Genomic DNA, 24188 nt, shown 5'->3' on the forward strand with positions numbered 1-24188 from the left:
CTCTTCATGATGTACATGCACTCCTGATGATGGGCACCTAATGCGGTGCCATTTATTCAGGTCACATGCTGTCGACTTCGTCCGGCTTCATCAAGACGGCCTTCGTCGGACTATTACTGTCCATCTGCCGTGGTCGGCACTAGACCGACCAGAACGAATGACTTCTGCGCGCTGGAGCCTGTCGAGACGTGGAAGTTCGCAACGACAAGCACCAAGACCGTGGCGGCTCAATCGTCGAAACGCCGCGAGGCTGCGTCCGCTCGTCTGGTCTGCGAAGGCAGTTCACCGAACAATCCGTGGTACTCGGCCGCAAAATGGCTGAGATGGAAGAAACCCCAGTTGGCCGCGGCATCACCAATCGGCAGATCCGACGTACGCGTGGACATCAGTTCCCGGCGCACGCCGTTGAGACGCACTGATCGAAGGTAGTTCAGCGGCGTCGTCTCGGCGACGGTGCGAAAACTGTTCTGCACCGTACGGCGGCTCACCTGAAGGCGCTGACACAGTTCAATGACGCTCGGAACGTTGATCGCGTCGGTCACTACAAGGCGATGGCACTTCTCGACTATGAAGCTGTGAGTGGAGCTGCTCTGGCGCTGCCCTCTGTCGCAGGCCGGGTCGGATACCAGCTGCAACAACTCGTCCAGCATCGCCTGCTCCCGCTCATGCTCCCTATCCGGCGTATTGCCAAGGTCGTCATTGATCAACGCCTCGGAAAACATCGCCAGCAGCCGCCTGCGGGATTCAGCGAATCGCTGTGGCGGTACCTTGATCACAGGCTGTTTGATCGAATTGCGGATTTCATCCGCCCAGAGAGAGCCCCCCAAGGCGCGCTCGAACAATTCCTGGTCGAACGTCATCGCCAGCATGTCCATCCCCATCGGCATGTGGAACATGAACTCCTCTCCACCACGAAGAAAGAAGATGCTTTTGTCGTCCGCCTCGCGCCCTTGCATGCGGATCGCGCCCGGGATAACGATCGGGACGGCAAAGCACACTCTCCCCTGTGGAGCCTCCCCATGCTGCACGACGCGCTGATTGATCTGCTCGCGAAAGACATGGCATCGAGCGCTGGTGAGCTGCATCAGCGAACTCTCAGGCGAACCCGATGTGATCTGGCTGTAGGTCTGACTCCAGCCGTGCACGGCCGACGCGTGGACATGAACGTCATGAAATCGATTGATGCTTTGATTCATGGTCAAGAGAGCTTCCGTGGTGAGCGAGGCGTGCAAGGGCACGCCACGTGGAATTCCCACATCGCAAGAATTGTGCAAGGCAGCCCTCGGAGCACCCAGTGGGGAAACCCGCGATTCCCCTGTACCAAGCCCCCGACGTGCAACGTCCGGGCGACACCGGCAACCCCAGTGCACGAATCGCAGGCGAAAGAAGCTTCAAATTGGTGCCAGCCGACCCGCAGGCGCAACACCTCGGCGGAGCCATGCGGGCGGTCAATGGCTTGAGGCGCGGTTCCCGATTGCTGATTTGGGCTAATGCAACTTCATAGCCCGCTTCGCCCCCGCGACGCTGTATGCACTGAGAGCGAACCATCGTCCCTTTTGACCTGCCTGTGGCGCGCACCCGCCCTGCTCGGGGACTCAATGGCTTGTGACAAAACCCCTTTTTGGCGTCCCATGAGGCATCCCGCCTCCATGAAGGAGCGCAAGCCGCTTCGCGTCGTCTGCCGCGAAGGCAGTCACGTCTTCGCCAGTGCTGGCAACAAGTTCATCGACAGGGTCGGCCGATCGCCGTCTTCCTGCCAGTGTCAACCGTGCCGCGTCCTTTGAGATACGACCTGCCCCCGTCATTACCTCTAGCTGCCGATGCGGATTTCGGCCTGTTTGACCTGGACCTCGTAATTCTGACGATTGCTCTTCAGGAACGCGGCGGAAGCGCGACGGAAGAGCATCGACTGGTTCGAACCCGACACTGGCGATGTAGCGGTGCCGAAAGGCGGGCTCCTCAATGATTGTGTGGACTTCCGTCGCCAGGACAATTCGAGCGCGGGCTTCTCACGCTCCACAGCGCCTCTTGATCATCCTCCGCGCCCAGAGCTCACCTGTTTGCACTCGGCGGGCCCAGCGATCACGGCAGTCGCTCTCAGTCGTTGAAGCTGAACCGCCCCTCGGCCGCTAGTCGCGTCAGCGGCAGTCGATCATTGGGCATCTCGCGGCTCTGCATTCCCTCAGGAAGAACGCCCTTGTCGCCCTGCTTGCCGATCGCGACCACGGTTTCCACTGAATAGGTACCAGGAATGGCTGCGGCTTGACGAAGGCGGTCTGAGTCGAAGCCGGCCATCCCGTGGGCGGCCCAACCCGAGAGCGTGGCCTGAAACGCGATGCTTGCCCAGGCTGCACCGGAGTCGAAGGAATGCCACAGATTGGGCTCTGCAACGTTTGCGCCTGGAAACACGGCCTGCCTGGCCGACGCGATGACCACCAGCGCTGCCGCGCGCTGCGCCCAACCTTGATTGAACTCCACCAACGTATCGAAGATCGGTTTCCAACTCGCCGTCTCGCGTCGCACGTAAATAAAGCGCCAGGGCTGGGCGTTGTATGCCGAGGGCGCCCATCGTGCGGCCTCGAGGAGGCTCATCAGAAGAGACTCGGGAATCATCTCACCTGTGAACGCGCGGGGCGACCAGCGGTCAGTAAATAGAGGATTGATCGGGTGATCGGGTTGGCGCGCTTGAGTCATGGGTTTCCAGGTGAAATGAAATGAGCGCGGGCGCCTAGATGCCCGCATGTTGATGTACTTGATGACCAGGTAGTCCTCGATGCCATGGCGCGAACCTTCACGACCAAGGCCCGATTGGTTGACACCACCAAACGGCGCGACCTCATTGGAGATCAGCCCGGTGTTCACGCCGACCATGCCGTACTCGAGGCGTTCTGCTATGCGCCACACCCGGCCCAGGTCGCGCGCATAGAAGTAGCTCGCCAGACCGAATTCGGTGTCGTTGGCCATGGCGACCACCTCGTCCTCCGTCGTGAAGCGAAACAGTGGCGCTAGCGGGCCGAAGGTCTCTTCACGCGTAACGCGCATATCCTGCGTGACACCCACGAGCACAGTCGGCTCGAAAAAGGTGAGGCCCAGTGCATGCCTGCTGCCGCCTGTGATCACGCGCGCGCCCTTCCCGGTGGCATCCGCCAAATGCTCCTCAACCTTGCGCACTGCCGCCTCATCAATCAGCGGACCGATACGTACGCCCTCCTCGTCACCCGGCCCAACCTTCAGCGCCTGCAGGGCATCAGCCAGCTTGCGCGCAAACTCGTGATACACGGCGGCGTGCACGTACAGTCGATTGGCGCACACACAAGTCTGCCCCGCATTGCGAAACTTGGAGACGATGGCCCCTTCCACCGCTGCGTCGAGGTCGGCATCTTCGAACACAATGAAGGGCGCGTTGCCGCCCAGTTCCATCGAGACTTTCTTGACGGTCGACGCCGTCTGTTGCATCAGCTGCCGCCCCACCTCGGTCGAGCCGGTGAAGCTAAGCTTGCGCACCAGCGGATTCGTTGCGAGCTCGGTGCCAATATCGCCGGCCGAACCGGTCACCACCGACAACACACCGGACGGGATGCTCGCACGCTCGGCCAGTGCCACCAAGGCCAGGGCAGTCAATGGGGTCTGGCTCGCCGGCTTGACCACCATGACGCAGCCCGCCGCGAGCGCCGGACCCGCTTTGCGCGTAATCATCGCGGCCGGAAAGTTCCATGGCGTGATCGCAGCGCACACGCCCACAGGCTCCTTGATCACCACGATGCGCTGCGAGGCGATAGGCGCTGGAATCGTCTCACCGTACACCCGCTTGGCCTCTTCGGCGAACCACTGGATGAAGGACGCCGCGTAGGCGATCTCGCCCCGCGCCTCGGCCAGCGGCTTGCCCTGCTCTGCTCTGCTCTGCTCTGCTCTGCCGTCATGATGCGTGCAAGATCGTCCTGGTTCTCGAGAATGAGTGCGTGCCAGTGCGCCAGCAAGGCCGAGCGTTCGTGGGCCGTGCGCGCTCGCCAGATGGGCCACGCCTGGTTCGCGGCCTCGATGGCCCGACGGGTCTCAGCGGCCCCCAGTCGGGGCACGTGGGCGACTACGGCGCCGCTGGCGGGGTTCGTGACGGCGATGGTCTGGTCCGCGGATATCCACTGGCCCGCCACGAGGCATTGTTCTCGCAGCAGTGAGGGGTCTCGCAGGTTCAGCATGGTGTGGGTATTCAAGATTGCGGGTTCAGATTTGAGTGATCAGCTTGGTCACCAGGAAGCTGTCGAAAGACTCGGTGCCGCCTTCGCTGCCGAAGCCGCTGTCCTTCACACCCCCGAACGGCAGTTCGGGATGCGCCATGCCGGAATGGTTGATATTGACCATGCCGGCTTCCAGTGCGTTGGCCACCCGCGTCGAGATCCGGATCGACTGCGTGAAGACGTAGGCGGCCAGCCCGAATGGGAGCGCATTGCCCAATCGCAGTGCATCGTCTACCGTTTCAAAACGCGCGAGCGCTGCGATCGGACCGAATGGTTCCTCGCGCATGACACGGGCATGCTGCGGCACGTTCGCAATCAGGGTCGGCTCGTGGAAATGGCCGCGCTCGCCCAACCTCTTGCCGCCCGCCAGCACCTGCGCGCCCACCTTCTCGGCATCGTTCACGAGTTCGCTCACCGCCTGCAGGCGCCTCTCGTGGATCAGTGGCCCCATCTGGACGCCCTCTTCCAGGCCATGACCAACCTTCACTCCGCGCAGCGCATCGGCGAAGCTGGCCACGAAGCGGTCGTAGATGCCGGCCTGGACGAAGAAGCGCGAGGGCGACACGCACACCTGCCCCGCATTGCGGGTCTTCAGTCGCGCCAGCAAGGTCGCGGCCTGCTCCACGTCGGCGTCGTCGAACACCAGCACCGGCGCGTGGCCGCCCAGTTCCATGTTCATTCGCTTCATGTGCGAGCCTGCCAAGGCGGCGAGTTGCCGGCCCACCGGAACCGAGCCGGTGAAGGAGACGACACGCACCAGAGGCGACTCGATCAATTGGCGCGAGATCTCGCTCGGCACGCCCCACACGATGTTGAACACGCCTTCGGGCAGCCCTGCGTCGTGGAACAAGCGGGCTATCGCCACGATGGCGCTCGGTGACTCCTCGGGCCCTTTGAGCACCACGGCACAACCGGCACCAATCGCAGCCACGACCTTCTTCATCGCTTGTCCGAACGGAAAGTTCCATGGACTGAACGCGACGCAGACGCCTGCCGGCTCACGCACCACAAGCTGACGCACTGCCGGGTTGCGCGACGGCACGACGCGGCCGTAGATTCGACGGCTCTCCTCCGCGTGCCACTCGACGTGCTCAGCGGCATTGAGCACCTCGGCGACCGCCTCAGGCAACGGCTTGCCGTTGTCCAGCGTGATGCTGCGCCCGATGGCATTGGCGCGCTCGCGTGCCAATGCCGCCACCTTGCGCAGTACCTCGGACCGCTCCACCGGCGAGCTGTGTCGCCAGGACTGGAACGCGCGATGTGCGGCGCTCAATGCCGCGTCGATGTCCTCGGGCGTGGCCCAGGGCAGGTGCCCGAGCAAGTCGAAGGTCGCAGGATCGCGCACCTCTTGTCCGGGGCGGCCGTCATTCCCCACAAAGCGGCCCCCAATGTAGAGGGAAAGCTCGGGATACATCATCATCCTCTCAAGCATGCGCCAAGAGTTGTGGCGGTTCCTCTGCGCTTGCACAGCCAGCCGGGAAAGACGTGGCAACAGGCAACACGGTCTCGCAGAATGACGACAGTTGCTGCACGGCGTCGCCCACCTTGCCTGCAACCGCAATGAACCGGTCCGGTCGGATCAACACCCAATCGACGTTCTTGCCCTGAAACCAGAAGTGCAGCGCGTTCTCCACGTCCTCGATCACCGTGCCCGACGGCTGGACCGGCACGTTAGAGCAGGCTTCATTCCTGACACTGCGCGACCGCACAGCGACGTAGTGGTCGCAGCCCAGGCGGTCGAGTTGCACCCTCAGGCCGGCGGGCGCGCTCGCCAGCGCGTCACTGCGCCAACTCACCAGTGCGAAACGGGCACCGACGACATCATCGAGCCGCTGGGTACGCCCAGGCTCGCGCTCGATGTTGGGCTGGATGAACATGCGCCCCACCAGTTCGTCGCGCCGCTCATCGCCGCTGTCTAGGACGATGCCCTTTAAGAAGCGGGGCATGGGCTTGAACTTCATCTGCAACACGTAGTCGCGTACGCGTGGAATGTTCTTGATGGACAGGAAGAAGCGGTCACGCATCCAGGCCACGAAGCGATTGCGCTGGGACAGCACGGAACCGAACAGATCCGCTAGGTCGATCATCGCCTTGGCGTGCGCATGGCGCTCATCGTGGTAGCTCGCCAGCAACTCGGGCTTCAGTCGCCCCTGCAGGATCCAGGCGAGTTTCCAAGCCAGGTTGAAGGCGTCACGCACGCCCGCATTCAGACCCTGGCCGATCCACGGCGGTGTGATGTGCGCAGCATCGCCCGCCAGGCACACCCGCCCAAACACGAATGAGCCGGCCACGCGTGAATTGTGCGTATAGACCCGCGCACGGATTACATTGAGCTTCTCGGGCTGCGCCACATGGCGACCAAGCAGTTCCCGCACCTTCTCGGGCGCTAGCATCTGATCGCCGTCTTCGCCGGGGAACAGCATGAACTCCCAGCGGCGCAGGCCGTACGGCAAACGCAGGCACACGTACGGCCGGGCAGGCTCGCAATGCAGCGCGGTATAGGGGGCGTCCAGCGGATCCTGGTCGCATTCGATGACCACCCATTTGGCCGCATGCGTGCGCCCCTCGAAAGGCAGCTTGAGAATGCCCTCGCGCACTGTGCTGCGCCCACCGTCGCACGCCACGAGATAGCGCGCGCGCACCTGACTCTCCGCGCCCTGCACATCGCGCAAGGTCGCAGTCACACCGGTCTCTTCCTGCGTAAGCCCGACCAGCTCCACCCCCACGCGCAGGTTGACGTGAGGAAACCGTTCCAGTCCCCGGCGCAAGACTGCCTCGCCGAGGGGTTGGGAAAACAGGTTGCGACGAAACCAGCCGAACTCACGTGTGCTGGGAAGGATTTCCGCGAAACACTGCTTTCCAGCTGTGTACATGCGCATGGGCACGTTCTGGATCATGTCCCGCAGCATGTCCTCGGCCAGTCCAACCGCTTGAAAGGTGCGCAACGCCTCGTCGTCCAGCCCCACGGCGCGGGGGTAGTCCATCACCTGCAGGCTGCGGTCGACGATCAGCGTCGATATGCCGTAGACACCCAGCAGGTTGGCAATCGAGACGCCGACTGGCCCCGCGCCAACGATAAGCACCTGAAATTCCATGGGGATGGTCATCGGTTGTGTCTCTCGTAGTTATGTGTCAAACAGGGCTGAGCAGCCTGCTGTCCTGCTGCAACAGCAGGTGTCGAACTTTCTTGCGGAACTCGGTGAAGTCGGGATCGGCCGTCAACTCTGTTCGACGTCGGGCGCGTTCCTCGTAGCTATCGAATGCCCAGAGATAGACCAGCTGGTTGAGATCGCCACTCTCCGGCGCCATGAGCGCGACCAGATTGCCCAACAACCGCGTCTGCACCTCGCGCCCCTTCTCGTTATAGATGCGCAGGTACTCGCGCACGCTCCCGGGAACCAGTGTGTAAGTTCGAAGTTCGTGGATCATTTCGTTTACTGGGAGGCAGGTGCGTGAGCTGGCTTGAGGAAGTCGACGACCAACTGCTCGAACAACACCGGCTGATCGTCGTGGACGTAGTGGCCGGCATCGGGAATCTCGGCATCGACGATGCACGAGTTCAGCTCTCGCATTCGCGCCACCATCGACGGCTGGAGGTAGTCGGAACGGCCCCCTCGTACCACGAGCGTCTTGCATGCAATGGCCCGGACGCTGGGCTCCAGATCGATCACGCGAGCCGGATCCGGATTGAGCCTCGTCGCGGCGATGCCGGCGTGGTCGTAGCGCCAGGTATAGCCCCCCTCTGGCAGAGGTTTGAGCATGTTGTGAAGGCGCTGTTGCCGGGCCTCTTCCGTCACGGTCGGCCGCAGGGCGCGCATGAAGTCGCTGGCCGCCCCCCAGGATTCGAACCTGTCGGGCGTGGTAGCCAGTTCCTTGCGGATACGCGTCGCACCCTCGCTGGTATCGAAGGCACCCGGACCGGCGTCTTCTATTACGAGGCGCCTGACCTTCTGCGGATGACGCGCGGCGTAGACGATGGCATTGATGCCCCCCATCGAGTGCCCCAGCAGGTCGAAGGGCGCAAGCCCCAGGGCCTGCACGATGCCTTCGATGTCGGCCACGTAGGCATCTGTATAGTAGTTGTGCGCCGGATCCCAGTCCGATTCACCCCGCCCCCGTTGATCGAAGGCAATGACGCGGAACCCGGGTTGCAGCGCAGCGCCGATGCCCGCGAAAGTTTCCGCATAGCCGCGTATGCCATGGAGCATCAGGATGGGCCATCCCTGTTCGCTTCCCCATTCTGTGACGTGGAAGTTCAGCCCAGACAGGGCCAGCGTGTAGTCGCGCCGCTCCATATCCATCTCAGTACAGCCCGTCCTCGCCCTTGACGTCCGAGGCCTTCAGTCCTCCGAGTCGGGCGTTGAGGCGGCCGCGGGTGGCGAAGGCCCAGCACACGATGACTTCGTCGCGATTGGGGCCGTCACTGAACTGGGCCGTGATGGTGTCGTAGTGCGAGCGCACATACAGCGCATCCTTGTGCGCCAGGGGAATGTCGATCACGGTTCCGGGGCCGCCGCGCTTGCCGGTGGACGGCACCCATGACTTGCCGCCGCCCACGTGATCGCGCACCGGGTTGGCCGCCGGATTGGTCAGCAGCGCATTGCCATGCTCGTACTCACCATCGATACCCACCAGGCAGGCTTTTCCGTAGCTCTGGATCGCGCGGCCCTGCGCCGCCTCTTGAATCCGACGACCGAACTCACGCCCGAGTTCGGGGGAGGGCTCGATCCAGGAAGCCAAGTCCTGCACGAACTTGCCGGCGAACGGGTTGTGGATGCAGGCTGCGATCACGATCTTGCGCAGCGGCTCGCCATCGGCAGGAGCGCCGGTCTCACCGAAGAGGGTGTCTTCGATCTGCAGGTACCACTTGCGAATGTGAAAGACGCTGGAATTGGCGGTCTTGGTCATAGAGATATGCGATCAATGTTGAAGAAAAGAGAAGGAAATGAGCGCTACTCAGTCGTACAACGGCTCTAGGTGGAAGTGATCGCTAGGCGCGTTGTAGGAATGCAGTACGCGCTTGCCCTCTTCGTCGTCGTGGACGGTTTCCAAGAAGAACTCGAAGCGGTGACCGTCCGGGTCGTTGAAGTACAAGCCATAGCCCACCTTGTGGTCAGTTGTCTTGACCACCTCCACACCGGCCCTAAGCAACTGCCCGTAGAGTCGCCGCAACTCCGTCAAGTCGCCATCGATTTCCAGGCCGTAGTGCTGCAGGGCGCAACCGCCCACCACAACACCGGGTTCGGGACGGATGAGCGCGATGTCGTGGTGCTTCTGGCCGAAGCTCATGAACACCCACTGCGCGCCGCGCGCCGTTTCCTGCATGCCGAGCACGCGCTCGTACCATCCGGCCGACACGAAGGGGTCGGTAACAAAGAGCGAGAGATGCGTGCGGCGAATCTTGGGCCGCACAACGGCCGCAGCCTGCTCAGTCATGGGGCTTGGCCCCCAGGATCGACTTCGGATGCGCCTTGACGGCTGCCACCGCCGGTGTCCACGCCACGGCCGTGATCTCGCTGAAGTCGCGCCAATCCTTGAACCAGCTGCGACCGCCGTCCATCGAGCGAAAGAGGTGGCCGTACTTGGTGCCGGCGAACACCAGTTGGGGGTCTGCGGCGTGCATTCCCAGCGCCCAGAATGTGGAGTTGGGCACCGCATGAAGCAGTGCGGTCGACCAGCTCGCGCCACGGTCGAGCGACCGGTAGATCTGCGTGCGTGTGCCCGGCGTGCCGTCACCGATGGCCACCAACAGGACGTCCTGGTCTCCTTCCAGCGGCGCGAGCGTGCGGGTGTAGTACATGCCATCGAAACGGTCGGCCGAGCTCTCCGCGGCCCACGGCCCGTACCCGCCGTCGCGGTTGGTGTAGACCGAGTTCACGGTGGCAAGCAAATGCGTCTTGGGCTGACCGCCGCGCGCCGGAAGGATGGTGATGGCGTGGATGTCGCCGTTGACGATGCCGCTTTGCGCGTCGTCCGCACGACGCCATGTCTCGCCCTGATCCAGGCTGTGCCAGGCACCGCCCTCCTCCACGCCAAACCAGACCGCGCCGTCGTCGGGATCCACGCAGACAGTAAGAATCCGCGGACGGTTCACGCCGCCGCAGAACTCTGGCAGTTCGATGCCCAGCCGCGTCCAGCTCTGACCGCCGTCGAGCGAACGGAACATCGCGGCGCGAGAGGGCGCGCCCGTTCCAGCGTAGATCACGTTGGAGTCGCGCGGGTCGATCGCGATCGCCCAGACGTGCATGCCGTTTGCGGGCGACTCGAGGCGTCTGAAATGCACGCCCGCGTCTTCGCTCAGGCAGATGCCGGCATCCGCGCCCGCGAAAATCCGGTTCGGATTGCGGGGATCGACCAAAAGACTGCGCACGACGCCATCGAACTCGATGGCCTCCTTCAGCCCGAGGCGATGCCACGTAGCGCCATCGTCCGCGCTGCGCAGAATTCCCTGCCCCGCGGTTCCCACAAGAATTGTCCCCTGCATGATCGAGTACTCCTTCGCTTCGCTCAGATGAAGATGCCGCGCGTGATGCCGCCGTCCACAGCGATCGATTCACCGGTGATCGCGCCGGCTCGCTCGGAGGCGAGGAACAGCACGGCATCGGCGATTTCATTGGGTTGCAGCACACGGCGGATCGGTGTGCCCTTGGCGTAGTTCGCCTCGACCTGATCCGGCGTCAGGCCCTGCAGCTTGGCCTCCTTGGCGTAGAGCTCGTGGATGTGCGGTGTTTCCACCACGCCGGGATGGATCACGTTGACCGTGATTCCCGACGGGCCGAGTTGATCGGAGAGCGTCTTGGTCAAGTGGCAGATCGCCACGTTGCGCATGCCCGAGAGTTGCTTGCTGCCGCGGCCAGTGAGGCCGCCGATGTTGATGATGCGGCCGAAGCCACCCTTGCGCATGTGGGGCGCGACCGCCTTGGCGCAGCGCATGTAGCCCACCACCTTGATGTTGATGTCTTCCAGCAGGCCCTCGGGGTCGGCGTTCTCGATCTCGCTGCGCACGAGGCCACCCGGGTGCGCAGCCCCGTTGACAAGGATGTCGATTCGGCCGAAATGCGCCGCGACCCTGCTCATCATCGCGTCCACCTGCTCGGTGCTGCTGACGTCTGCGGGTGCGGCAAGAATCTCGACGCCCGTTTCCTCGCTGATTTCGCGCGCCGCCTGTTCGAGCGGCTCCCTGCTGCGCGCCACGATGGCCACGCGCACGCCTTCGGCTGCCAGCGCCTGCGTCACCGCCCGGCCGATGCCAAGACTGCCACCGGTCACGACTGCGACCTTGCCTTTGAGTTTCAGATCCATACGTTCTCCTTGATTGATGCAGGCCGCGCTTCCAGCGCCCTGTCGTTGCGCCCTCAAAGGGCCATTTCGATGAGCGCGGGTCCGGTTCGCCCGAACGCCCGATGCAGTTGTTCGGCCAGTTCCTGCGCCGTGTACGCGCGCGTGGCCGGGACACCATAGGACTGGGCAAGTCCCACCCAATCGATGCGCGGGTGATCCAGGGCCGTCAACGCCTCGGCCCTTGCGCCGAGTGCAGCGCCGTCGCGCCGCAGTTCGTTGCGCAGGATGGCGTACTGATGATTCGCTGCGATCAGCACGACGACGTCGAGGTTCTCGTGAGCGATCGACCACAGCGTCTGGATCGTGTATTGGGTACTGCCATCCGACAGCAGCCCGACCACCTTGCGGTCCGGGCAGGCAATGGCCGCGCCCATCGCCACGGGAAGCCCCTGCCCGATGGCCCCGCCGGTATTGGTGATCGTGGTGTGCGGGCGGGCGGCCGATGACGCGGCGTAGAACGGATAGCCGCAAGTCCCACCCTCGACCGAAACGATCGCGCGCGCTGGCAGTTCGCGCGCCAGAACCGCGGCGATCTTGGCCGGCGTGAGCGTCCCCTCGGGTGCGTCCGGCAGCGACGAAATAGGCGCCTGGTAGGCCGGCGCACCCAGGGCATCGGCAATTTGCTCGAGCCGCTCGGCCACTGCCTGCCCCGGCTCGCCGATCACCAGCAGCCGTTCGGCGTTCACCAGCAGGCTGGGGTGACCCGCATAGCCAAAGTACGTCACGGGCGGCAGCGCGCCCACAAGCACCACGAGATCGGCGGGGTCGAGCACTTCGCGCGCCGGTTCGGGAAAGTAGGGCAGCCGATCGAACGCCGGCAGCCCCTGCCCGCGTTCGGAACGCGACGGAAAAGTCTCGGCATACGCCTGTGCGCCCAGCAGCGCGCACAGGCGGGCTGTCGCGCGCTGGGCGCGCTGCCCCAACCCTGCGAGTTCGCCGCCGCCCCCCAGCAGGAACACCACGCGCCGAGCCGCGCGCAGGCGCTCGATCCATTGCACCGCGTCGAGGCTACCCTCCGGGTCTGCGTCGACGGCCGCAGGCTTTTCGCTCTTGACAGCGCGCGAGACGTCGCCAGCCTGAAAGTCAGCGGGGAAGATGAGCGTCGTGCCACGCCCCCCCGCTGCGACGCTTTGCCGCACGGCCTCGGCAGCCGCGACCGCACTGTCGCCGGTGCTGTCGATTCGGTGCACCCACCCGGAGACGGGCCGCGCCAGGGATTCGATGTCGGAGGTCAGCGGCGCGTCGTACGGCAAATGCCAGCTGGCGTGGTCTCCGATGAGATTGACGATCGGCGTGCGTGCGCGCCGTGCGTTGTGCAGGTTCGCGATGCCGTTGGCAAAGCCCGGCCCCAGGTGCAAGAGCGTGGCCGCGGGACGCCCGAGCATGCGGCCGTACCCGTCGGCCGCACCCGTGCAGACGTTTTCCTGCAGTCCGATCACGCAACGGATTTCGTCACGTTGCTCCAGTGCACGCACCAGATCGAGTTCGGTGGTGCCCGGATTGGCGAAGCAGGTGTCCACACCTTCGCCTGCAAGCGCGAGCCAGAGCGCCTCGGCGCCGGTCATTTTCTTCATTGCCTTCTTCCTTTTATTGCACCTTGATGCCGCGCTCGCGCACGAGCTTTCCGACACGCTCCGCGTCGATGGCGATCTGCGCATCGAGCTCCGCGGGTTTGGATGCCCCGGCCCGCAGGCCTCGGGCGGACGCCCAGGCCTGCAGCTCGGGAGCAGCAAGTACCTTGGTGAGGGCCGCGTTCATCCGCGCTAGGATGTCCGGGGACGTGCCTGCCTTGGCATGCAGCGAGTAGGAGGTGGACAGCAGCATGTCGGACCCGCCGGCCTCGGTGATCGTTGGCACGTTCGGCGCCACTGGCGTGCGCGTGCTGGCCCCGACGGCCAACAACTTCATGCTGCCCTTCTGCACGTGAGGCAGCAGAGCTTCAACGCCACCCGACGTCGCCGCCACCTGACCACCGAGGATGGCGGGAATGACCTCGGCGAGCGCCTTATACGGCACGTGCAGGAACTGCACGCCCGTGCCCGCCTGCAGCAACTCCATGTTCAAGTGCATGACGCTGCCGACGCCACCGGTGCCGAACGGCACCTCGCCGGGATGCGCCTTGACGTAGGCGATGAAGGACTTGAAATCATTAGCCGGCACCCGCGAACTCACCACCAGATAGAGGTTCACATCGGCGATGTTGCTGACCGAGACGAGGTCCTTCTTGGGATCGAATGGCAGCGGCTGGTACAGCAAGGGGTTGACCGTCATCGTGAGGCGGTCGACCAACAGGAAGGTGTAGCCATCGTTCGGCGCTTTGACCACCTCGCCTGTGCCGATGATTGCGTTGGCGCCAGGCTTGTTTTCCACCACGAACGTGGTTTTGAGCTCCTTGGCCAGCCCCTCAGTCACAAGCCGGGCCATCACGTCAGGGCCTGTGCCCGGTGGATAGGGCACCACGAGACGGATGGGTCGCGATGGCCAACCGGCCTGCGCCCAAACCTGCACCGGTGAAAGGCACGCGGCCAAAAGCACCGCCGATACGGCGCAGGCTTGCCGAAAGAAATTTCTCTTCATCGCTGACTCCTAGAGACCCCTGCTGACGACGTTCCGGCTCCGAGCGGGGAGCACTCGAATGGCCGAGGGCGATAGCCCGACAACCGTTGCCTCCCTGCGGCTTCTTTTCGAAGAATTTTGCAATTTTATCGATTAGATAAAAAATGACAAGCAACATCGCCAGTGAAAATATAAATTCTTGCCATATTCGCTAATTATGATTTTCATGCATATATTGACGGGACGGAGAACGGCCACATGCAACAGTCGCTCGCGCGCCGCATCGTTTAACCTCGGGGTTTGCTCGGGCACGGCCCACGCGCTGCACCCAACCTGACTCCCGACACCATGAATAGCCTGAGTCGCATGCTCGAGGTGCTGAATCTGTTCAAGCCAGATCAGCCCGTGATCGATATCGAAATCATTTGCTCGCAACTGGGCTACACGCCGGCAAGCGCTTATCGCTATGTGCGCGAACTGTCCAACGTGGGTCTGTTGGTGCGTCTGCCGCGCGGCTACGCGTTGGGGCCGCGGATCATCGAACTTGATCGGCACATGACGCAGTTCGACCCTTTGCTGACAGCGAGCCGCGACATCGTGGGCGACCTGGTGGCACAGACAAACCTGGAACTGCTCATCAGCGAGCTCTACGGCTCGACCGTGATCAACATCCTTCAGCGTTCCGGCGCCGACGAGCTGACACTGAACTTCGGACGCGGCCGCCCGATGGACCTTTTCCGCAGTGCCACCTCGCGGGTCATCCTTGCGTATCTGTTGCCGCGCCAGGTGCGGCGCCTGTTCGACAGCGCCGCCCCCGAAGATCTCGAGCGCATCGGATTGACGTGGAAAGATTTCTCCAAAGCCATGCTGCGCATCCGCAAGGACGGCTACTGCATCAGTGAGGGCGAACTCGATCCTGGCAAGAGCGGCATTGCCGCGCCCATCTTCGACGAGAAGGGACGCATCCTCGGAAGCATTACCCTGGCGGGAAACTCCGAGCGCTTCAATGCTTTCAACCGAGCCTTCCTTTCGACACTGATGGTCGACGCCGCTCGGAAGATCACATCGCGAATCACGGGCTAAAAGACCAACTCCGCGTTTGCAGTCGGCCGCGAGCCGACGAACGCAATCAAGAAGCAACGCACTCGCTGCATCCAAGCTCGGCAAGCGTTGAAGCCAGCGCATCTGCACTGGCTTTCGAAAGCTCCACACCGACGACATCGCGACGACCGATCAATCGACCTTGATCTTCCGCTCCGAGACGACGCGCTGATAGGTCGCTTTTCCCTGAGCAATTCGTGCCTGCATCTCTTCGGGGGTGCTGTAGGCTGCGGTGAACCCCAGGTTATCGAATGCTTGGCTGACCGCGGGCGCCGCCAGTGCCTTCTTCATGGCGCCATTGAGCTTCGCCAATATTTCCGGCGGCGTCCCACCCGGGGCGAGCAGTCCAAAGAAACCGGCAATGGCCAATTCCGGGAGCCCGACCTCCGCCGCGGTCGGAATGGACGGGAACAGTCGGTCGCGTGTGTCACTCGTTATGAACAACGGAACCAGTTGATTGGCGCGCAGCGCGCCGATGAGCGGGGAGATGACCTCATCCATCAACTGGGCATCTCCCTTCAGCAGCCCCTCCTTTGCCGAGGCCGCTCCTCTGTAGGGCACGTGAACCAGTTGGATGCCAGTGGCTGACATGAATATCTCGCCCAGCAAATGATTGCTCGACCCCGTTCCTGCCGATGCAAAGTTCAGCTCACCGGGTCGCCGCTTTGCCAACGCGACGAATTCCTTCAAGGTTCTCGCGCCAGTGGAAGGCGTCGTCACGAAAACGAAAGGCTGGGTCGCGCCCAGGCTGATGGGAGTCAGTCCCGCCACGTGCCCCTGGTCCGGATAGAGCACTGGCCCAGCCGTCAGGGTGCTCCCACTCCCCCAAAGAAGCGTGTAGCCATCAGCTTTCGCCAGGGCGGCATATCTCGTTCCAATGCGCCCCCCTGCTCCCGGCTTGTTGTCGACGACGACAGGCTGGCCAAGGACGGCCGAGAGCTCCTGCGCGACCGCGCGTGCAGAAATGTCGGTAGAACCTCCGGGTTCAAACGAGACGACCAGCGTGATCGGTCTGGACGGATACCGGACCCGAAGACCTCCTTTGTGTCTCTCGTTGCTCATTTCCTTCAACGGGTGCGACCAAGACGTTCAATACTGGAAGGGCGCTTGCTCCGAATAATCCGATCCCACATCGCAACAGACGGAGACAAGCATGGAAACCTCACCCCAATCGAATACCCTGCGTGCGCTGTACCAGTCTTGGTCGGACCGCATGGCGGCCAATCCCGGACTGCCCATCGCCGATCTGCGCAGCCTCTTCGACGAGTGGCACCAGCCGACGCTCGAGCCTGAAGGCGTGACTTACAAGTCGGACCTGCTCGTTGGCGTCGAGGCCGTGTGGGCCCTGCCGCAAGGGGCCGACACGACGAAGGTCATCCTCTATACCCACGGCGGCGGGTTCGCGGTGGGGTCGTCGGCGAGCCATCGCAAGCTCGCCGGACACCTCGCCAAGCATCTGGGCGTGACCGCCGTGGTGATCGACTATCGGCGTGCGCCGGAGCATCCCTTTCCCGCCCAGCTCGAGGACTCCACGGCCGTCTACAAGGAGCTGCTGGCGCGTGGCTACAAGGCTTCGGACATCGTCACCAGCGGCGACTCGGCCGGTGGCAACCTGGCCATCTCCACCGTGCTGAAGCTGCGCCAGGATGGCGTGGCGTTGCCGGGCGCCGTCATCGCCTTCTCCCCCTGGCTCGACATGGAACATGTCGGCAAGACGTTGCAGACGAATGCGGCCACCGACGTCCTCGTCAACAGACCCATCGTCGAGGCCATGTCCGGCATGTTTCTCGGCGAGAAGGGCTCGCGCACAGATCCGCTCACCAACCCGCTGAAGGCCGATTACCGGGGATTCCCTCGCCTGTACATCAACGCGGGTGAGATCGAAACGCTGCTCGACAACGCACAGGACCTCGCTCGCATCGCGAAAGCGGCCGGCGTTTCGGTCACCTTGTCAGTGGTCGGCGGCATGCAGCACGTCTTCCCCATCCTCGCTGGCAGGGCTCCCGAGGCTGACGACGAACTGCGGCGCATCGCCAAGTGGTTCAAGGGCGCGTGAGCGCTCCCCTGATCTCAGCAAGAACACAGCAACCATCGCCATGGAAAACGAGCAACGCTTCGACGCCATCGTCATCGGCACCGGCTTCGCCGGCATCTACATGCTGCACAAGCTGCGCAAGGAGTTCGGGTCGAAGATCCGGGCGTTCGAGAAGGGCGGCGGCATCGGCGGCACCTGGTACTTCAATCGCTACCCCGGCGCCAAGTCCGACACCGAGAGCTTCGTCTACCGCTACTCCTTCGACAAGGACCTGCTTCAAGAGGGGGACTGGAACGCCCGCTACCTGGAGCAGCCCGACATCGAGAAGTACCTGAACCACGTCGTCGACCGCCTAGATCTGCGCCGCGACATCCAGCTCAACACCGAGGTGACGAGCGCGGTGTTCGACGAGCAGTGCAATGCCTGGCGGATCCGCACCAGCACCGGCGAGGCGTTCACGAGCCGCTACCTGGTCACAGCGCTCGGTCTGCTCGCGAAGACCAACATCCCCGACATTCCCGGGCGCGACAGCTTCAGTGGCACCTTCGTGCACACTAACGACTGGCCGAAAGACCTCGACCTCGCCGGCAAGCGTGTCGGCGTGCTGGGAACCGGCTCCACCGGAACGCAGTTCATCGTAGCCGCCGCCAAGCAGGCCGGCCATCTGACGGTCTTCCAGCGCTCGCCCCAGTATTGCGTTCCGTCCGGCAACGGCCCGGTCGAGCCGGCCGAGGTCGTCGAGACCAAGAAGAACTTTGACGCGATCTGGGATCAGGTGCGCGACTCCGTGGTTGCCTTCGGTTTCCAGGAGAGCGGCGTCGAAGCGATGAAGGTTTCCGAGGAGGAGCGGCGCCGCATCTTCCAGGAGAACTGGGACAAGGGCAACGGCTTCCGGTTCATGTTCGGCACGTTCTGCGACATCGCCACCAACCCGGAGGCCAACGAGGCCGCGGCCGCCTTCATCCGCTCGAAGATCAAGGAAATCGTCAAGGACCCGCAGACCGCCCGCAAGCTCACCCCGACCGGCCTGTACGCCAAACGCCCGCTGTGCAACGAGGGCTACTACGAGACCTACAACCGCGACAACGTCGAGCTGGTTTCAATCGCGGAGAACCGGATCGAGAAGATCACACCCGCCGGGGTGCGCACGGCCGACGGCGTCGAGCACAAGCTCGACGTGCTCGTCTTCGCCACCGGTTTCGACGCGGTGGACGGCAACTACCGTTCGATGGACCTGCGCGGACGCGGCGGGCGGCACATCAACGACAGCTGGACCGATGGACCCACGAGCTACCTGGGTCTGGCCACGCACGGCTTTCCGAACATGTTCATGATCCTCGGACCCAACGGCCCGTTTGCCAACCTGCCCCCCTGTATCGAGGCACAGGTGGAATGGATCGCCGGGGCTATCGGCCATGCCGAACATTCGAAGGTCGCAACCATTGAGCCGACTCTCAAAGCTGAGGAAGGCTGGACCCAGACCTGCGAGGACATTGCCAACATGACGCTCTTCCCAAAGGTCGACTCGTGGATCTTCGGCGCCAACATCCCCGGCAAAAAGAGTGCCGTCATGTTCTACATGGCCGGGATCGGTGCCTACCGGCAGCAACTCGAGACTGTCCGAAGCAAGGGCTACGAAGGGTTCGCCTTCAACTGAGGCAAGGTGCCCGCCTCAGCGCGGGAGGCCATCTTTCGAAATTAAATCTAGAGGAGACATCATCATGGGAAGAGTAAATGGAAAAGTGGCCATCGTGACCGGTGGCGTGGAAGGGATTGGCGGCGCGATCAGCACCTTGCTAGCGCGCGAAGGTGCCAAGGTGGCGGTGCTCGACATTCAGGACGCGAAAGGCGCCACGTTGGTTTCGTCGATCAAGTCTGCGGGCGGCACGGCCCAGTACTGGCACGTGGATGTCACCGCCGAGGCTGACGTCGCGCGGGTGTTCGCTGATGTGGTCGAGACCTTCGGCAAGCTTGACGTGTTGGTGGCCAACGCTGGCATTGCGGGCCCTAACGTCCCAACCCACGAGGTCACCCTTGAGGACTGGAACCGCACGTTTGCAATTAACTCTACCGCAGTGTTCCTATGCACAAAGCATGGGGTGCCGCACATGCGCGCTGCCGGCGGCGGCAGCATCATCAACATGTCGTCGGTGTACGGCCTCGTCGGCGCAAGCGACTTGCCGCCGTACCACGCATCCAAAGGCGCGGTGCGCTGCATGACTAAGAACGATGCACTGCTGTACGCCGCCGACAAGATTCGTGTGAACTCGGTTCACCCCGGCTACATCTGGACCCCGATGGTAGAAAGGCTCGGTCTGGACGCAGGTCTGGACATGAAGGAGTTTCGCAGTGCCATGGATGCGAAGCACCCCGTTGGTCACGTCGGTCTGCCCGAAGACATCGCGAACGGCGTTCTCTTCCTGGCGTCTGACGAAACCACCTTCATGACCGGATCTGAATTAGTGATCGACGGCGGTTACACCGCCGGTTGACCGTGCCGGCTGCGGCATCGGTGATGTAATCGATGCTGCTTTCAAAGACATCAAGGTGTGCCGTGAACTCTGCATTTCCTGATTGGCGACGAACTTCAGTCACGTGAACGCATTTGGCTCTGTGGACGAGTGACTTCATCATCAAACGGGCCCGACGATGGCTTTACTTCTTCAATGCCTGCGAGATATCCGGATCAAGTCTGGTGATCTCGACCTGCTTCCGCCACGGGTAAGAGGTGATTCTCTTGGTGAGGGCCGGACGCCGCGCAATTGCGACGAGCCGAGGGACGCATCGTCACGATCCGATTTTGACGACACACGGGCAAATAGCCTGGGAGGCTCATCGCCAGGGTTGGTCCTTTTGCGGTGAAACCATCCTCGTTCGCATTTGGCTCAACACGTGAGCCACCTGAGGAATGTCGCCAGGCCACCAGCTAAGGGTCACTCACGCAGGGCCTTTCCAAATGGGAAGGGCAGGGTCCTTATCAACGTTTCTTCAAGCCGGCCAAACTGGACTCGCTGTACGTCGATCAGGACAACCGGCAGGCAACGACCAAGTTCAATGACGGCGTCGACTGGTTCGCCGCGCCGACCGTCCAGTTGGTGGCGACCTATGGCCGCGACATCAAGGTGCGCGAACGCTTCAAGGTCAACAACCAGGTCAATCTGCGCGTCCTGACGCTCTTCTGATGGGTCTCGGCTCAGCCATTCCAGGGGCATCGTCGATGAAGTTGTCAGGCTCGAGCGGTGACACGGACCTCCCAGTGATCGTGCTCCGGTACTGCACGGGGGTTTGCTGGAACGCCCGCTTGAAGTGGCGCAACAGATGGCTCTGGTCGGAGAAGCCGCAGTCCGCGGCAATGCATTTCAGTGGCATGGCCACCGGACGGCCGAGGAGCCGCTGCGCGCGCTCCAAACGCCGGCGCAGAACGTAGGCATGGGGTGAGCAGCCAAACTCCGCGGGAAACTTGCGGATCAGCCCGGAGACGCTGACACTGGCCTCGCGAGCCATCTCGTCAAGCTTGAAGTTCCGATCCAGATTGTCCTCTATGTACTGCACAAGGCGCCGCCGTTGCCAATCGGCCATGCGGCCGGCCAGCGGCAGTTCCCGGACTCCGGCCCTGGCATAGCGGCGCAACAGGTGAACGCAAAGCTGGTCCACAAGGGCCGACCGATAGAGATGGCCACCGAGCCCGCCACTTTCCAGTTCAGCCTCGAAGGCGGACATCACGCCGAGAAGGACGCCGTCCTCGGCACGTACGCAGTCTTCCATGCCGACGTCACGGACGCTTCGCTCGAAGACGTCCTCCGCGACACGACACAGATCCGTCTGCGTGAGATAGATGTGGGTGACGTCGACCGGACGGTCCCACTTCCACTGCGACGATTCGCCGCGGGTTAGCAGGGAAAACACGCCCCGCCTGACCCTCTCGCTCCGCCAAGGGCCACCAGCGCGCCGGCTCACGACTGCATCGTCGCACTTGTAACGTACGATCATGTAGTCGCGCATCGAGGGAATGGCAACGTCAATGGATTCATAGTGATAGCCCTTGAGCGTGACTTGCTCCCATCCGACCGGCGCACTGTCGAGGGTCAGCCGGCCGGGTATCCAGTGGGGTACGTCGTCGGGCGCAATGAGTTGGGTCACAAACAGCATCTCCAGTGTGCCTATGATGGCTTGCACCGAGGTTCAACTTTACTCGTAGCGATCGCGACCGCCAATGGGGGTTATTCCCAGCGACGCCCGGCGATTCTGTCATGCGCTGCAGCGAAGCAAGACCCGGACAGAGTTGGCCCCGCCAAACTGCGCGCCCCGAAAAGTGAGGACGCTGGGCAAGTCTTGCTGTGCTCGCAGTTTGGACAGAATCAAGGGCACCCGGATGAAACTGGCGCGTTAAAAAAACGGGCCACAGGCCATCGGCAAATCTGAGGTGGATGGAACACCAAGATTCATATGGCTGCCGCAGATACGCGAACGGCCATAACGTTCTCGCTGTCGCCCGGACAGGCACACGGCGGACCAGAAGGGCGAGCCTTGCTGCGCCGATTGGGTGGGCCAACGAAGGCAACGAGACGCGGCAGTTGGCGCTCGACCTTGGATTCATCCCCATAGTGCCGCCGCTGAAGACCCGGGTCGAGCCATGGGAGTACGACCGAGAGATGTACAAGCGTACAAGCGCCGCAATGAAGTCGAGCGACTGTTCCGGCGCCTGAAGGGCTTCCGCAGAATCTTCTCTCGCTTCGAGAAGTTCGACGTGATGTTCCTCGGCTTCATCAGCTTTCGCGTTGACCGCCAACGGACTTCGGTTGTGTTAACAGGCCCTAGACATGATGGTCGCCTGCCCGGACAGGCGGCCGGTCTCCAACATCGTAGGTTGCACGCCGAGGCGTGTAGAGCTACATGCTGTGACTTGCGTCGTCGGCAACAAGGAGACCAACCATGGAAGAGCGTATCAAGCTTCACGTGGACCTGGATGTCCATAAAGACGGCATCAGCGTCGCGGTAGCAGAGCCTGGCCGGGCGCCGGGCCGATTGATCGGCAAGGTCACGCATCACGCATCACGCATCACGCATCACGCATCACGCATCACGCAGTCAGGCTACGGAGGGTGCGCTTCGGCCGCGCTCGGGCTCACGTTGAATGCGGTGGCTTTCCTGGGCGAGATATGGCGCGGCTGCATCGAGTCAGTGCCGCACGGACAGGACGAGGCAAGCAAGGCGCTGGGCCCGCCGAACTGGCTGCGCATGGCGCTCGTGCCCCTGCCGCAGGCCGCGCGCATCGCGATCGCACCGACGATGGGCTTCCTGGTACAACTGATCAAGAACACCTCGCTCGCCGCGAGCATCGCTTTCGTCGAACTCACGCGCAGCGGCCAGATCGTGAACAACGCGACCTTCCGTCCGCTCACCGTGTTCCTGGTCGTGGCCGCCATCTACTTCTGCATTTGCTGGCCACTGTCCTGGTACAGCCAAAGGCTGGAGCGCCGCCTCCAGACCGGCGCCCGCTTCGCTTCACATCTACAACAGGAGACATGACATGCCAGCCCACTGGATTCGGAAACTCGCGCTCATCGGCGCCATGGCCATCGGTACCGGGGCCGTTTACGCGCAGAGCGTGGACGACATCGTCAAGGCCGGCACGCTCAAGGTCGGCATGCTCGTGGACCTGCCGCCCTTTGGCGTCATGAAGACGAACGGCGAGGCCGAAGGGCTGGACGCCGACTTCGCGCGGCTGATGGGCAAATACCTCGGGGTCAAGGTCGAGATCGTGCCGGTGACCGGGGCCAAGCACCATGAACTCATCTCTGCTTCATCGTCGCGCGCCCTCCGAGTAACGCCCACGCGCTCCTCAAGTTCGAGCTCGTTGAGGCATCCAGCTGGCGCATCAATGAAAGCCTGCATCACCCTGAAGTCTGGGAATCGAGCGGCAACCGCCGCATCCGCGTAAAACCTCGCCTCGTGACTTGCCGCCCGGCGCTCGGCTCGGGTGAGATGAGCGCTCACGCTGCACCGCCCTTCTTCGCATCTGCCTCGATCTCAGCCAAGACCGTGTGGGCGCGTGGGCCGGTGACGCTGGTCATCAACGATGTGGCGGCCGGCGTTGGTGAGCTGGTACGCGTTGTCGCTGGAGGCATGGTCGGACTCGCAGACAAGTCCGTTGATCTCTGCCGTTCGGATGTGCACGTAGGCGGTTCGCAGTCCGTAGGCTAGGTTGCTCGGGTTCGGCAGGAACTTTTGCGCCAAGTCCTTGAACCGCATTGGACTGTCAGCGAGGGCATTGCAAACGGTCAAGTCCGTGATCATCTTCCCCGCTCCAACAAGCTCCGCAACCGCCGTGAGCACACGTTCGTCAGTGACTTAGTGATCGTTGCTCATGCTGCACCGCCTTCGAACAGCCTGGCCCGGACCTGGCCGACGAGGATCTCGATGAACTCGGCCTTGGCCTCGCGGCCGGCATGCGCGAACTCGGTCTTGAATTCCGCGATCGTGTTGATGTACGCGCGGCTCACCTTGAGCCAGGCTTCACGATCGGCTTCAGTGGCGGCAGACCCAGGCGCAAATCGTCAGCGTCAGCCTGCTCAATGCCATCACGAACATCAGGCAGCAGTACGACTATCTCACATGGGCATCGCAGGTCCCTGCATGCATTCTGGACAGAGAGGGCAAGCCACTGGACGTGGGCGTGGTTCAGCAGGTCACCCTCATCAGGACTTCGATGGTCCCCTCCTGCCGTAGCGTTTTCAATCGTGAAGTCGTGAAGGTGCGGGTTGTTCCAGCCCATGGCAGCTTGGATGACTCGGTTGAGTTTGACGAGCGCCAAGGCCTCGGGAAAGGGCTCCACTCGGGATTGCCTCCAAAAATGAGAGGCTGGAATTCGGTTCTCATCCGAATAGATTTAAGAATTTGGAATTAATCTTGCGCCGCAA

23 protein-coding genes and 2 pseudogenes are annotated in these 24188 nt (G+C 62.8%); 7 read left to right on the forward strand and 18 right to left on the reverse strand.

The window, feature by feature from the left end:
* Positions 1–227: 227 nt before the first annotated feature.
* The 13 genes and pseudogenes from ACSFCA_RS34555 to ACSFCA_RS34615 all read right to left on the reverse strand — a co-directional run bounded on the left by ACSFCA_RS34555 (position 228) and on the right by ACSFCA_RS34615 (position 14153).
* Positions 228–1196 carry a helix-turn-helix domain-containing protein gene (locus tag ACSFCA_RS34555; RefSeq protein ID WP_435462702.1) on the reverse strand — a complete coding sequence of 323 codons (969 nt, stop codon included), beginning with the start codon at positions 1194–1196 and terminating at the stop codon, positions 228–230.
* 901 nt (positions 1197–2097) lie between these two features.
* Positions 2098–2742, reverse strand: coding sequence for a nitroreductase family protein (locus tag ACSFCA_RS34560; protein WP_435462738.1), 645 nt, complete (start codon positions 2740–2742; stop codon positions 2098–2100).
* Positions 2740–4196: pseudogene (locus ACSFCA_RS34565) on the reverse strand (NAD-dependent succinate-semialdehyde dehydrogenase); the annotation flags it as partial. The gene ACSFCA_RS34560 and the pseudogene ACSFCA_RS34565, both read right to left, overlap by 3 nt.
* 25 nt (positions 4197–4221) lie before the next feature.
* Complete coding sequence (locus tag ACSFCA_RS34570; RefSeq protein WP_435462739.1) at positions 4222–5649, reverse strand: NAD-dependent succinate-semialdehyde dehydrogenase; 1428 nt, start codon at positions 5647–5649, stop codon at positions 4222–4224.
* A gap of 10 nt (positions 5650–5659) precedes the next feature.
* Positions 5660–7342 (reverse strand): bifunctional 3-(3-hydroxy-phenyl)propionate/3-hydroxycinnamic acid hydroxylase, encoded by a 1683-nt coding sequence (locus ACSFCA_RS34575; RefSeq protein ID WP_435462703.1) that lies wholly within the window; start codon positions 7340–7342, stop codon positions 5660–5662.
* Between the two features lie 25 nt (positions 7343–7367).
* A complete protein-coding gene (locus ACSFCA_RS34580) occupies positions 7368–7664 on the reverse strand; it encodes an NIPSNAP family protein (protein ID WP_435462704.1) in 297 nt (98 codons plus the stop codon).
* Positions 7665–7669: 5 nt separating this feature from the next.
* Entirely contained in the window at positions 7670–8530 is an 861-nt protein-coding gene (locus ACSFCA_RS34585; protein ID WP_435462705.1) for an alpha/beta fold hydrolase, read from the reverse strand.
* A gap of 7 nt (positions 8531–8537) precedes the next feature.
* Positions 8538–9143 carry an amino acid synthesis family protein gene (locus ACSFCA_RS34590; protein ID WP_435462706.1) on the reverse strand — a complete coding sequence of 202 codons (606 nt, stop codon included), beginning with the start codon at positions 9141–9143 and terminating at the stop codon, positions 8538–8540.
* Between the two features lie 48 nt (positions 9144–9191).
* The gene (locus tag ACSFCA_RS34595) at positions 9192–9671 is read right to left on the reverse strand and encodes a VOC family protein (protein ID WP_435462707.1); all 480 of its coding nucleotides are present in this window, start codon (positions 9669–9671) and stop codon (positions 9192–9194) included.
* A complete protein-coding gene (locus ACSFCA_RS34600) occupies positions 9664–10719 on the reverse strand; it encodes a WD40/YVTN/BNR-like repeat-containing protein (protein ID WP_435462708.1) in 1056 nt (351 codons plus the stop codon). The genes ACSFCA_RS34595 and ACSFCA_RS34600 overlap by 8 nt, the downstream gene beginning before the upstream one ends.
* Positions 10720–10742: 23 nt before the next feature.
* Entirely contained in the window at positions 10743–11537 is a 795-nt protein-coding gene (locus ACSFCA_RS34605) for an SDR family NAD(P)-dependent oxidoreductase (protein ID WP_435462709.1), read from the reverse strand.
* Positions 11538–11590: 53 nt separating this feature from the next.
* Positions 11591–13150 (reverse strand): acetolactate synthase large subunit, encoded by a 1560-nt coding sequence (locus ACSFCA_RS34610; protein ID WP_435462710.1) that lies wholly within the window; start codon positions 13148–13150, stop codon positions 11591–11593.
* A 13-nt stretch (positions 13151–13163) separates the two neighbouring features.
* Complete coding sequence (locus tag ACSFCA_RS34615) at positions 13164–14153, reverse strand: Bug family tripartite tricarboxylate transporter substrate binding protein (RefSeq protein WP_435462711.1); 990 nt, start codon at positions 14151–14153, stop codon at positions 13164–13166.
* Positions 14154–14498: 345 nt separating this feature from the next.
* On the opposite strand from ACSFCA_RS34615, the gene ACSFCA_RS34620 reads away from it, so the two are divergent.
* Positions 14499–15215, forward strand: coding sequence for an IclR family transcriptional regulator (locus tag ACSFCA_RS34620; protein ID WP_435462712.1), 717 nt, complete (start codon positions 14499–14501; stop codon positions 15213–15215).
* A 150-nt stretch (positions 15216–15365) separates the two neighbouring features.
* Here the strand turns inward: ACSFCA_RS34620 and ACSFCA_RS34625 are convergent, their stop codons facing one another.
* Complete coding sequence (locus ACSFCA_RS34625; protein WP_435462713.1) at positions 15366–16295, reverse strand: Bug family tripartite tricarboxylate transporter substrate binding protein; 930 nt, start codon at positions 16293–16295, stop codon at positions 15366–15368.
* Between the two features lie 91 nt (positions 16296–16386).
* Between ACSFCA_RS34625 and ACSFCA_RS34630 the strand changes: the two genes are divergently transcribed.
* The 3 genes from ACSFCA_RS34630 (at position 16387) to ACSFCA_RS34640 (ending at position 19760) form a co-directional block, all read left to right on the forward strand.
* On the forward strand, positions 16387–17289 hold the full coding sequence (locus tag ACSFCA_RS34630; protein WP_435462714.1) for an alpha/beta hydrolase: 903 nt from the start codon (positions 16387–16389) through the stop codon (positions 17287–17289).
* Positions 17290–17329: 40 nt separating this feature from the next.
* Positions 17330–18925 (forward strand): flavin-containing monooxygenase, encoded by a 1596-nt coding sequence (locus tag ACSFCA_RS34635; protein ID WP_435462715.1) that lies wholly within the window; start codon positions 17330–17332, stop codon positions 18923–18925.
* Positions 18926–18989: 64 nt separating this feature from the next.
* Positions 18990–19760 (forward strand): SDR family NAD(P)-dependent oxidoreductase, encoded by a 771-nt coding sequence (locus ACSFCA_RS34640; RefSeq protein WP_435462716.1) that lies wholly within the window; start codon positions 18990–18992, stop codon positions 19758–19760.
* 661 nt (positions 19761–20421) lie between these two features.
* On the opposite strand, the gene ACSFCA_RS34645 is transcribed toward ACSFCA_RS34640, so the two are convergent.
* On the reverse strand, positions 20422–21417 hold the full coding sequence (locus ACSFCA_RS34645) for a helix-turn-helix domain-containing protein (RefSeq protein WP_435462717.1): 996 nt from the start codon (positions 21415–21417) through the stop codon (positions 20422–20424).
* A gap of 216 nt (positions 21418–21633) precedes the next feature.
* Between ACSFCA_RS34645 and ACSFCA_RS34650 the strand changes: the two are divergent.
* The 3 genes and pseudogenes from ACSFCA_RS34650 to ACSFCA_RS34660 all read left to right on the forward strand — a co-directional run.
* Positions 21634–22042, forward strand: a pseudogene (locus ACSFCA_RS34650) (transposase family protein); the annotation flags it as partial.
* Between the two features lie 158 nt (positions 22043–22200).
* Positions 22201–22797 carry an amino acid ABC transporter permease gene (locus tag ACSFCA_RS34655; protein ID WP_435462718.1) on the forward strand — a complete coding sequence of 199 codons (597 nt, stop codon included), beginning with the start codon at positions 22201–22203 and terminating at the stop codon, positions 22795–22797.
* 1 nt (position 22798) lies between these two features.
* On the forward strand, positions 22799–23209 hold the full coding sequence (locus tag ACSFCA_RS34660; protein ID WP_435462719.1) for a transporter substrate-binding domain-containing protein: 411 nt from the start codon (positions 22799–22801) through the stop codon (positions 23207–23209).
* Between the two features lie 89 nt (positions 23210–23298).
* Here ACSFCA_RS34660 and ACSFCA_RS34665 read toward each other — a convergent pair whose 3' ends face one another.
* The 3 genes from ACSFCA_RS34665 to ACSFCA_RS34675 form a co-directional block, all read right to left on the reverse strand.
* Positions 23299–23565: a hypothetical protein gene (locus ACSFCA_RS34665; protein ID WP_435477477.1), complete on the reverse strand. Its 267-nt coding sequence runs from the start codon at positions 23563–23565 to the stop codon at positions 23299–23301.
* A gap of 68 nt (positions 23566–23633) precedes the next feature.
* Positions 23634–23771: a hypothetical protein gene (locus tag ACSFCA_RS34670; protein WP_435462721.1), complete on the reverse strand. Its 138-nt coding sequence runs from the start codon at positions 23769–23771 to the stop codon at positions 23634–23636.
* On the reverse strand, positions 23768–24157 hold the full coding sequence (locus tag ACSFCA_RS34675; protein WP_435462740.1) for an IS1096 element passenger TnpR family protein: 390 nt from the start codon (positions 24155–24157) through the stop codon (positions 23768–23770). Before ACSFCA_RS34675 ends, ACSFCA_RS34670 begins: the two co-directional genes overlap by 4 nt.
* Between the last annotated feature and the right edge of the window lie 31 nt (positions 24158–24188).

Source organism: Variovorax multivorans, assembly GCF_051216835.1.
GTDB lineage: Bacteria > Pseudomonadota > Gammaproteobacteria > Burkholderiales > Burkholderiaceae_C > Variovorax.

Bases quoted from the DNA above. Each gene is read 5' to 3' on its own strand.
- ACSFCA_RS34625 (WP_435462713.1), bottom strand. From the start codon at position 16,295: ATGAGCAACGAGAGACACAAAGGAGGTCTTCGGGTCCGGTATCCGTCC.
- ACSFCA_RS34640 (WP_435462716.1), top strand. From the start codon at position 18,990: ATGGGAAGAGTAAATGGAAAAGTGGCCATCGTGACCGGTGGCGTGGAA.
- ACSFCA_RS34595 (WP_435462707.1), bottom strand. From the start codon at position 9,671: ATGACTGAGCAGGCTGCGGCCGTTGTGCGGCCCAAGATTCGCCGCACG.
- ACSFCA_RS34575 (WP_435462703.1), bottom strand. From the start codon at position 7,342: ATGACCATCCCCATGGAATTTCAGGTGCTTATCGTTGGCGCGGGGCCA.
- ACSFCA_RS34660 (WP_435462719.1), top strand. From the start codon at position 22,799: ATGCCAGCCCACTGGATTCGGAAACTCGCGCTCATCGGCGCCATGGCC.
- ACSFCA_RS34610 (WP_435462710.1), bottom strand. From the start codon at position 13,150: ATGAAGAAAATGACCGGCGCCGAGGCGCTCTGGCTCGCGCTTGCAGGC.
- ACSFCA_RS34580 (WP_435462704.1), bottom strand. From the start codon at position 7,664: ATGATCCACGAACTTCGAACTTACACACTGGTTCCCGGGAGCGTGCGC.
- ACSFCA_RS34645 (WP_435462717.1), bottom strand. From the start codon at position 21,417: ATGCTGTTTGTGACCCAACTCATTGCGCCCGACGACGTACCCCACTGG.
- ACSFCA_RS34665 (WP_435477477.1), bottom strand. From the start codon at position 23,565: ATGATCACGGACTTGACCGTTTGCAATGCCCTCGCTGACAGTCCAATG.
- ACSFCA_RS34570 (WP_435462739.1), bottom strand. From the start codon at position 5,649: ATGTATCCCGAGCTTTCCCTCTACATTGGGGGCCGCTTTGTGGGGAAT.
- ACSFCA_RS34555 (WP_435462702.1), bottom strand. From the start codon at position 1,196: ATGAATCAAAGCATCAATCGATTTCATGACGTTCATGTCCACGCGTCG.
- ACSFCA_RS34635 (WP_435462715.1), top strand. From the start codon at position 17,330: ATGGAAAACGAGCAACGCTTCGACGCCATCGTCATCGGCACCGGCTTC.
- ACSFCA_RS34655 (WP_435462718.1), top strand. From the start codon at position 22,201: ATGGAAGAGCGTATCAAGCTTCACGTGGACCTGGATGTCCATAAAGAC.
- ACSFCA_RS34630 (WP_435462714.1), top strand. From the start codon at position 16,387: ATGGAAACCTCACCCCAATCGAATACCCTGCGTGCGCTGTACCAGTCT.
- ACSFCA_RS34605 (WP_435462709.1), bottom strand. From the start codon at position 11,537: ATGGATCTGAAACTCAAAGGCAAGGTCGCAGTCGTGACCGGTGGCAGT.
- ACSFCA_RS34560 (WP_435462738.1), bottom strand. From the start codon at position 2,742: ATGCGGGCATCTAGGCGCCCGCGCTCATTTCATTTCACCTGGAAACCC.
- ACSFCA_RS34585 (WP_435462705.1), bottom strand. From the start codon at position 8,530: ATGGAGCGGCGCGACTACACGCTGGCCCTGTCTGGGCTGAACTTCCAC.
- ACSFCA_RS34590 (WP_435462706.1), bottom strand. From the start codon at position 9,143: ATGACCAAGACCGCCAATTCCAGCGTCTTTCACATTCGCAAGTGGTAC.
- ACSFCA_RS34600 (WP_435462708.1), bottom strand. From the start codon at position 10,719: ATGCAGGGGACAATTCTTGTGGGAACCGCGGGGCAGGGAATTCTGCGC.
- ACSFCA_RS34620 (WP_435462712.1), top strand. From the start codon at position 14,499: ATGCTCGAGGTGCTGAATCTGTTCAAGCCAGATCAGCCCGTGATCGAT.
- ACSFCA_RS34615 (WP_435462711.1), bottom strand. From the start codon at position 14,153: ATGAAGAGAAATTTCTTTCGGCAAGCCTGCGCCGTATCGGCGGTGCTT.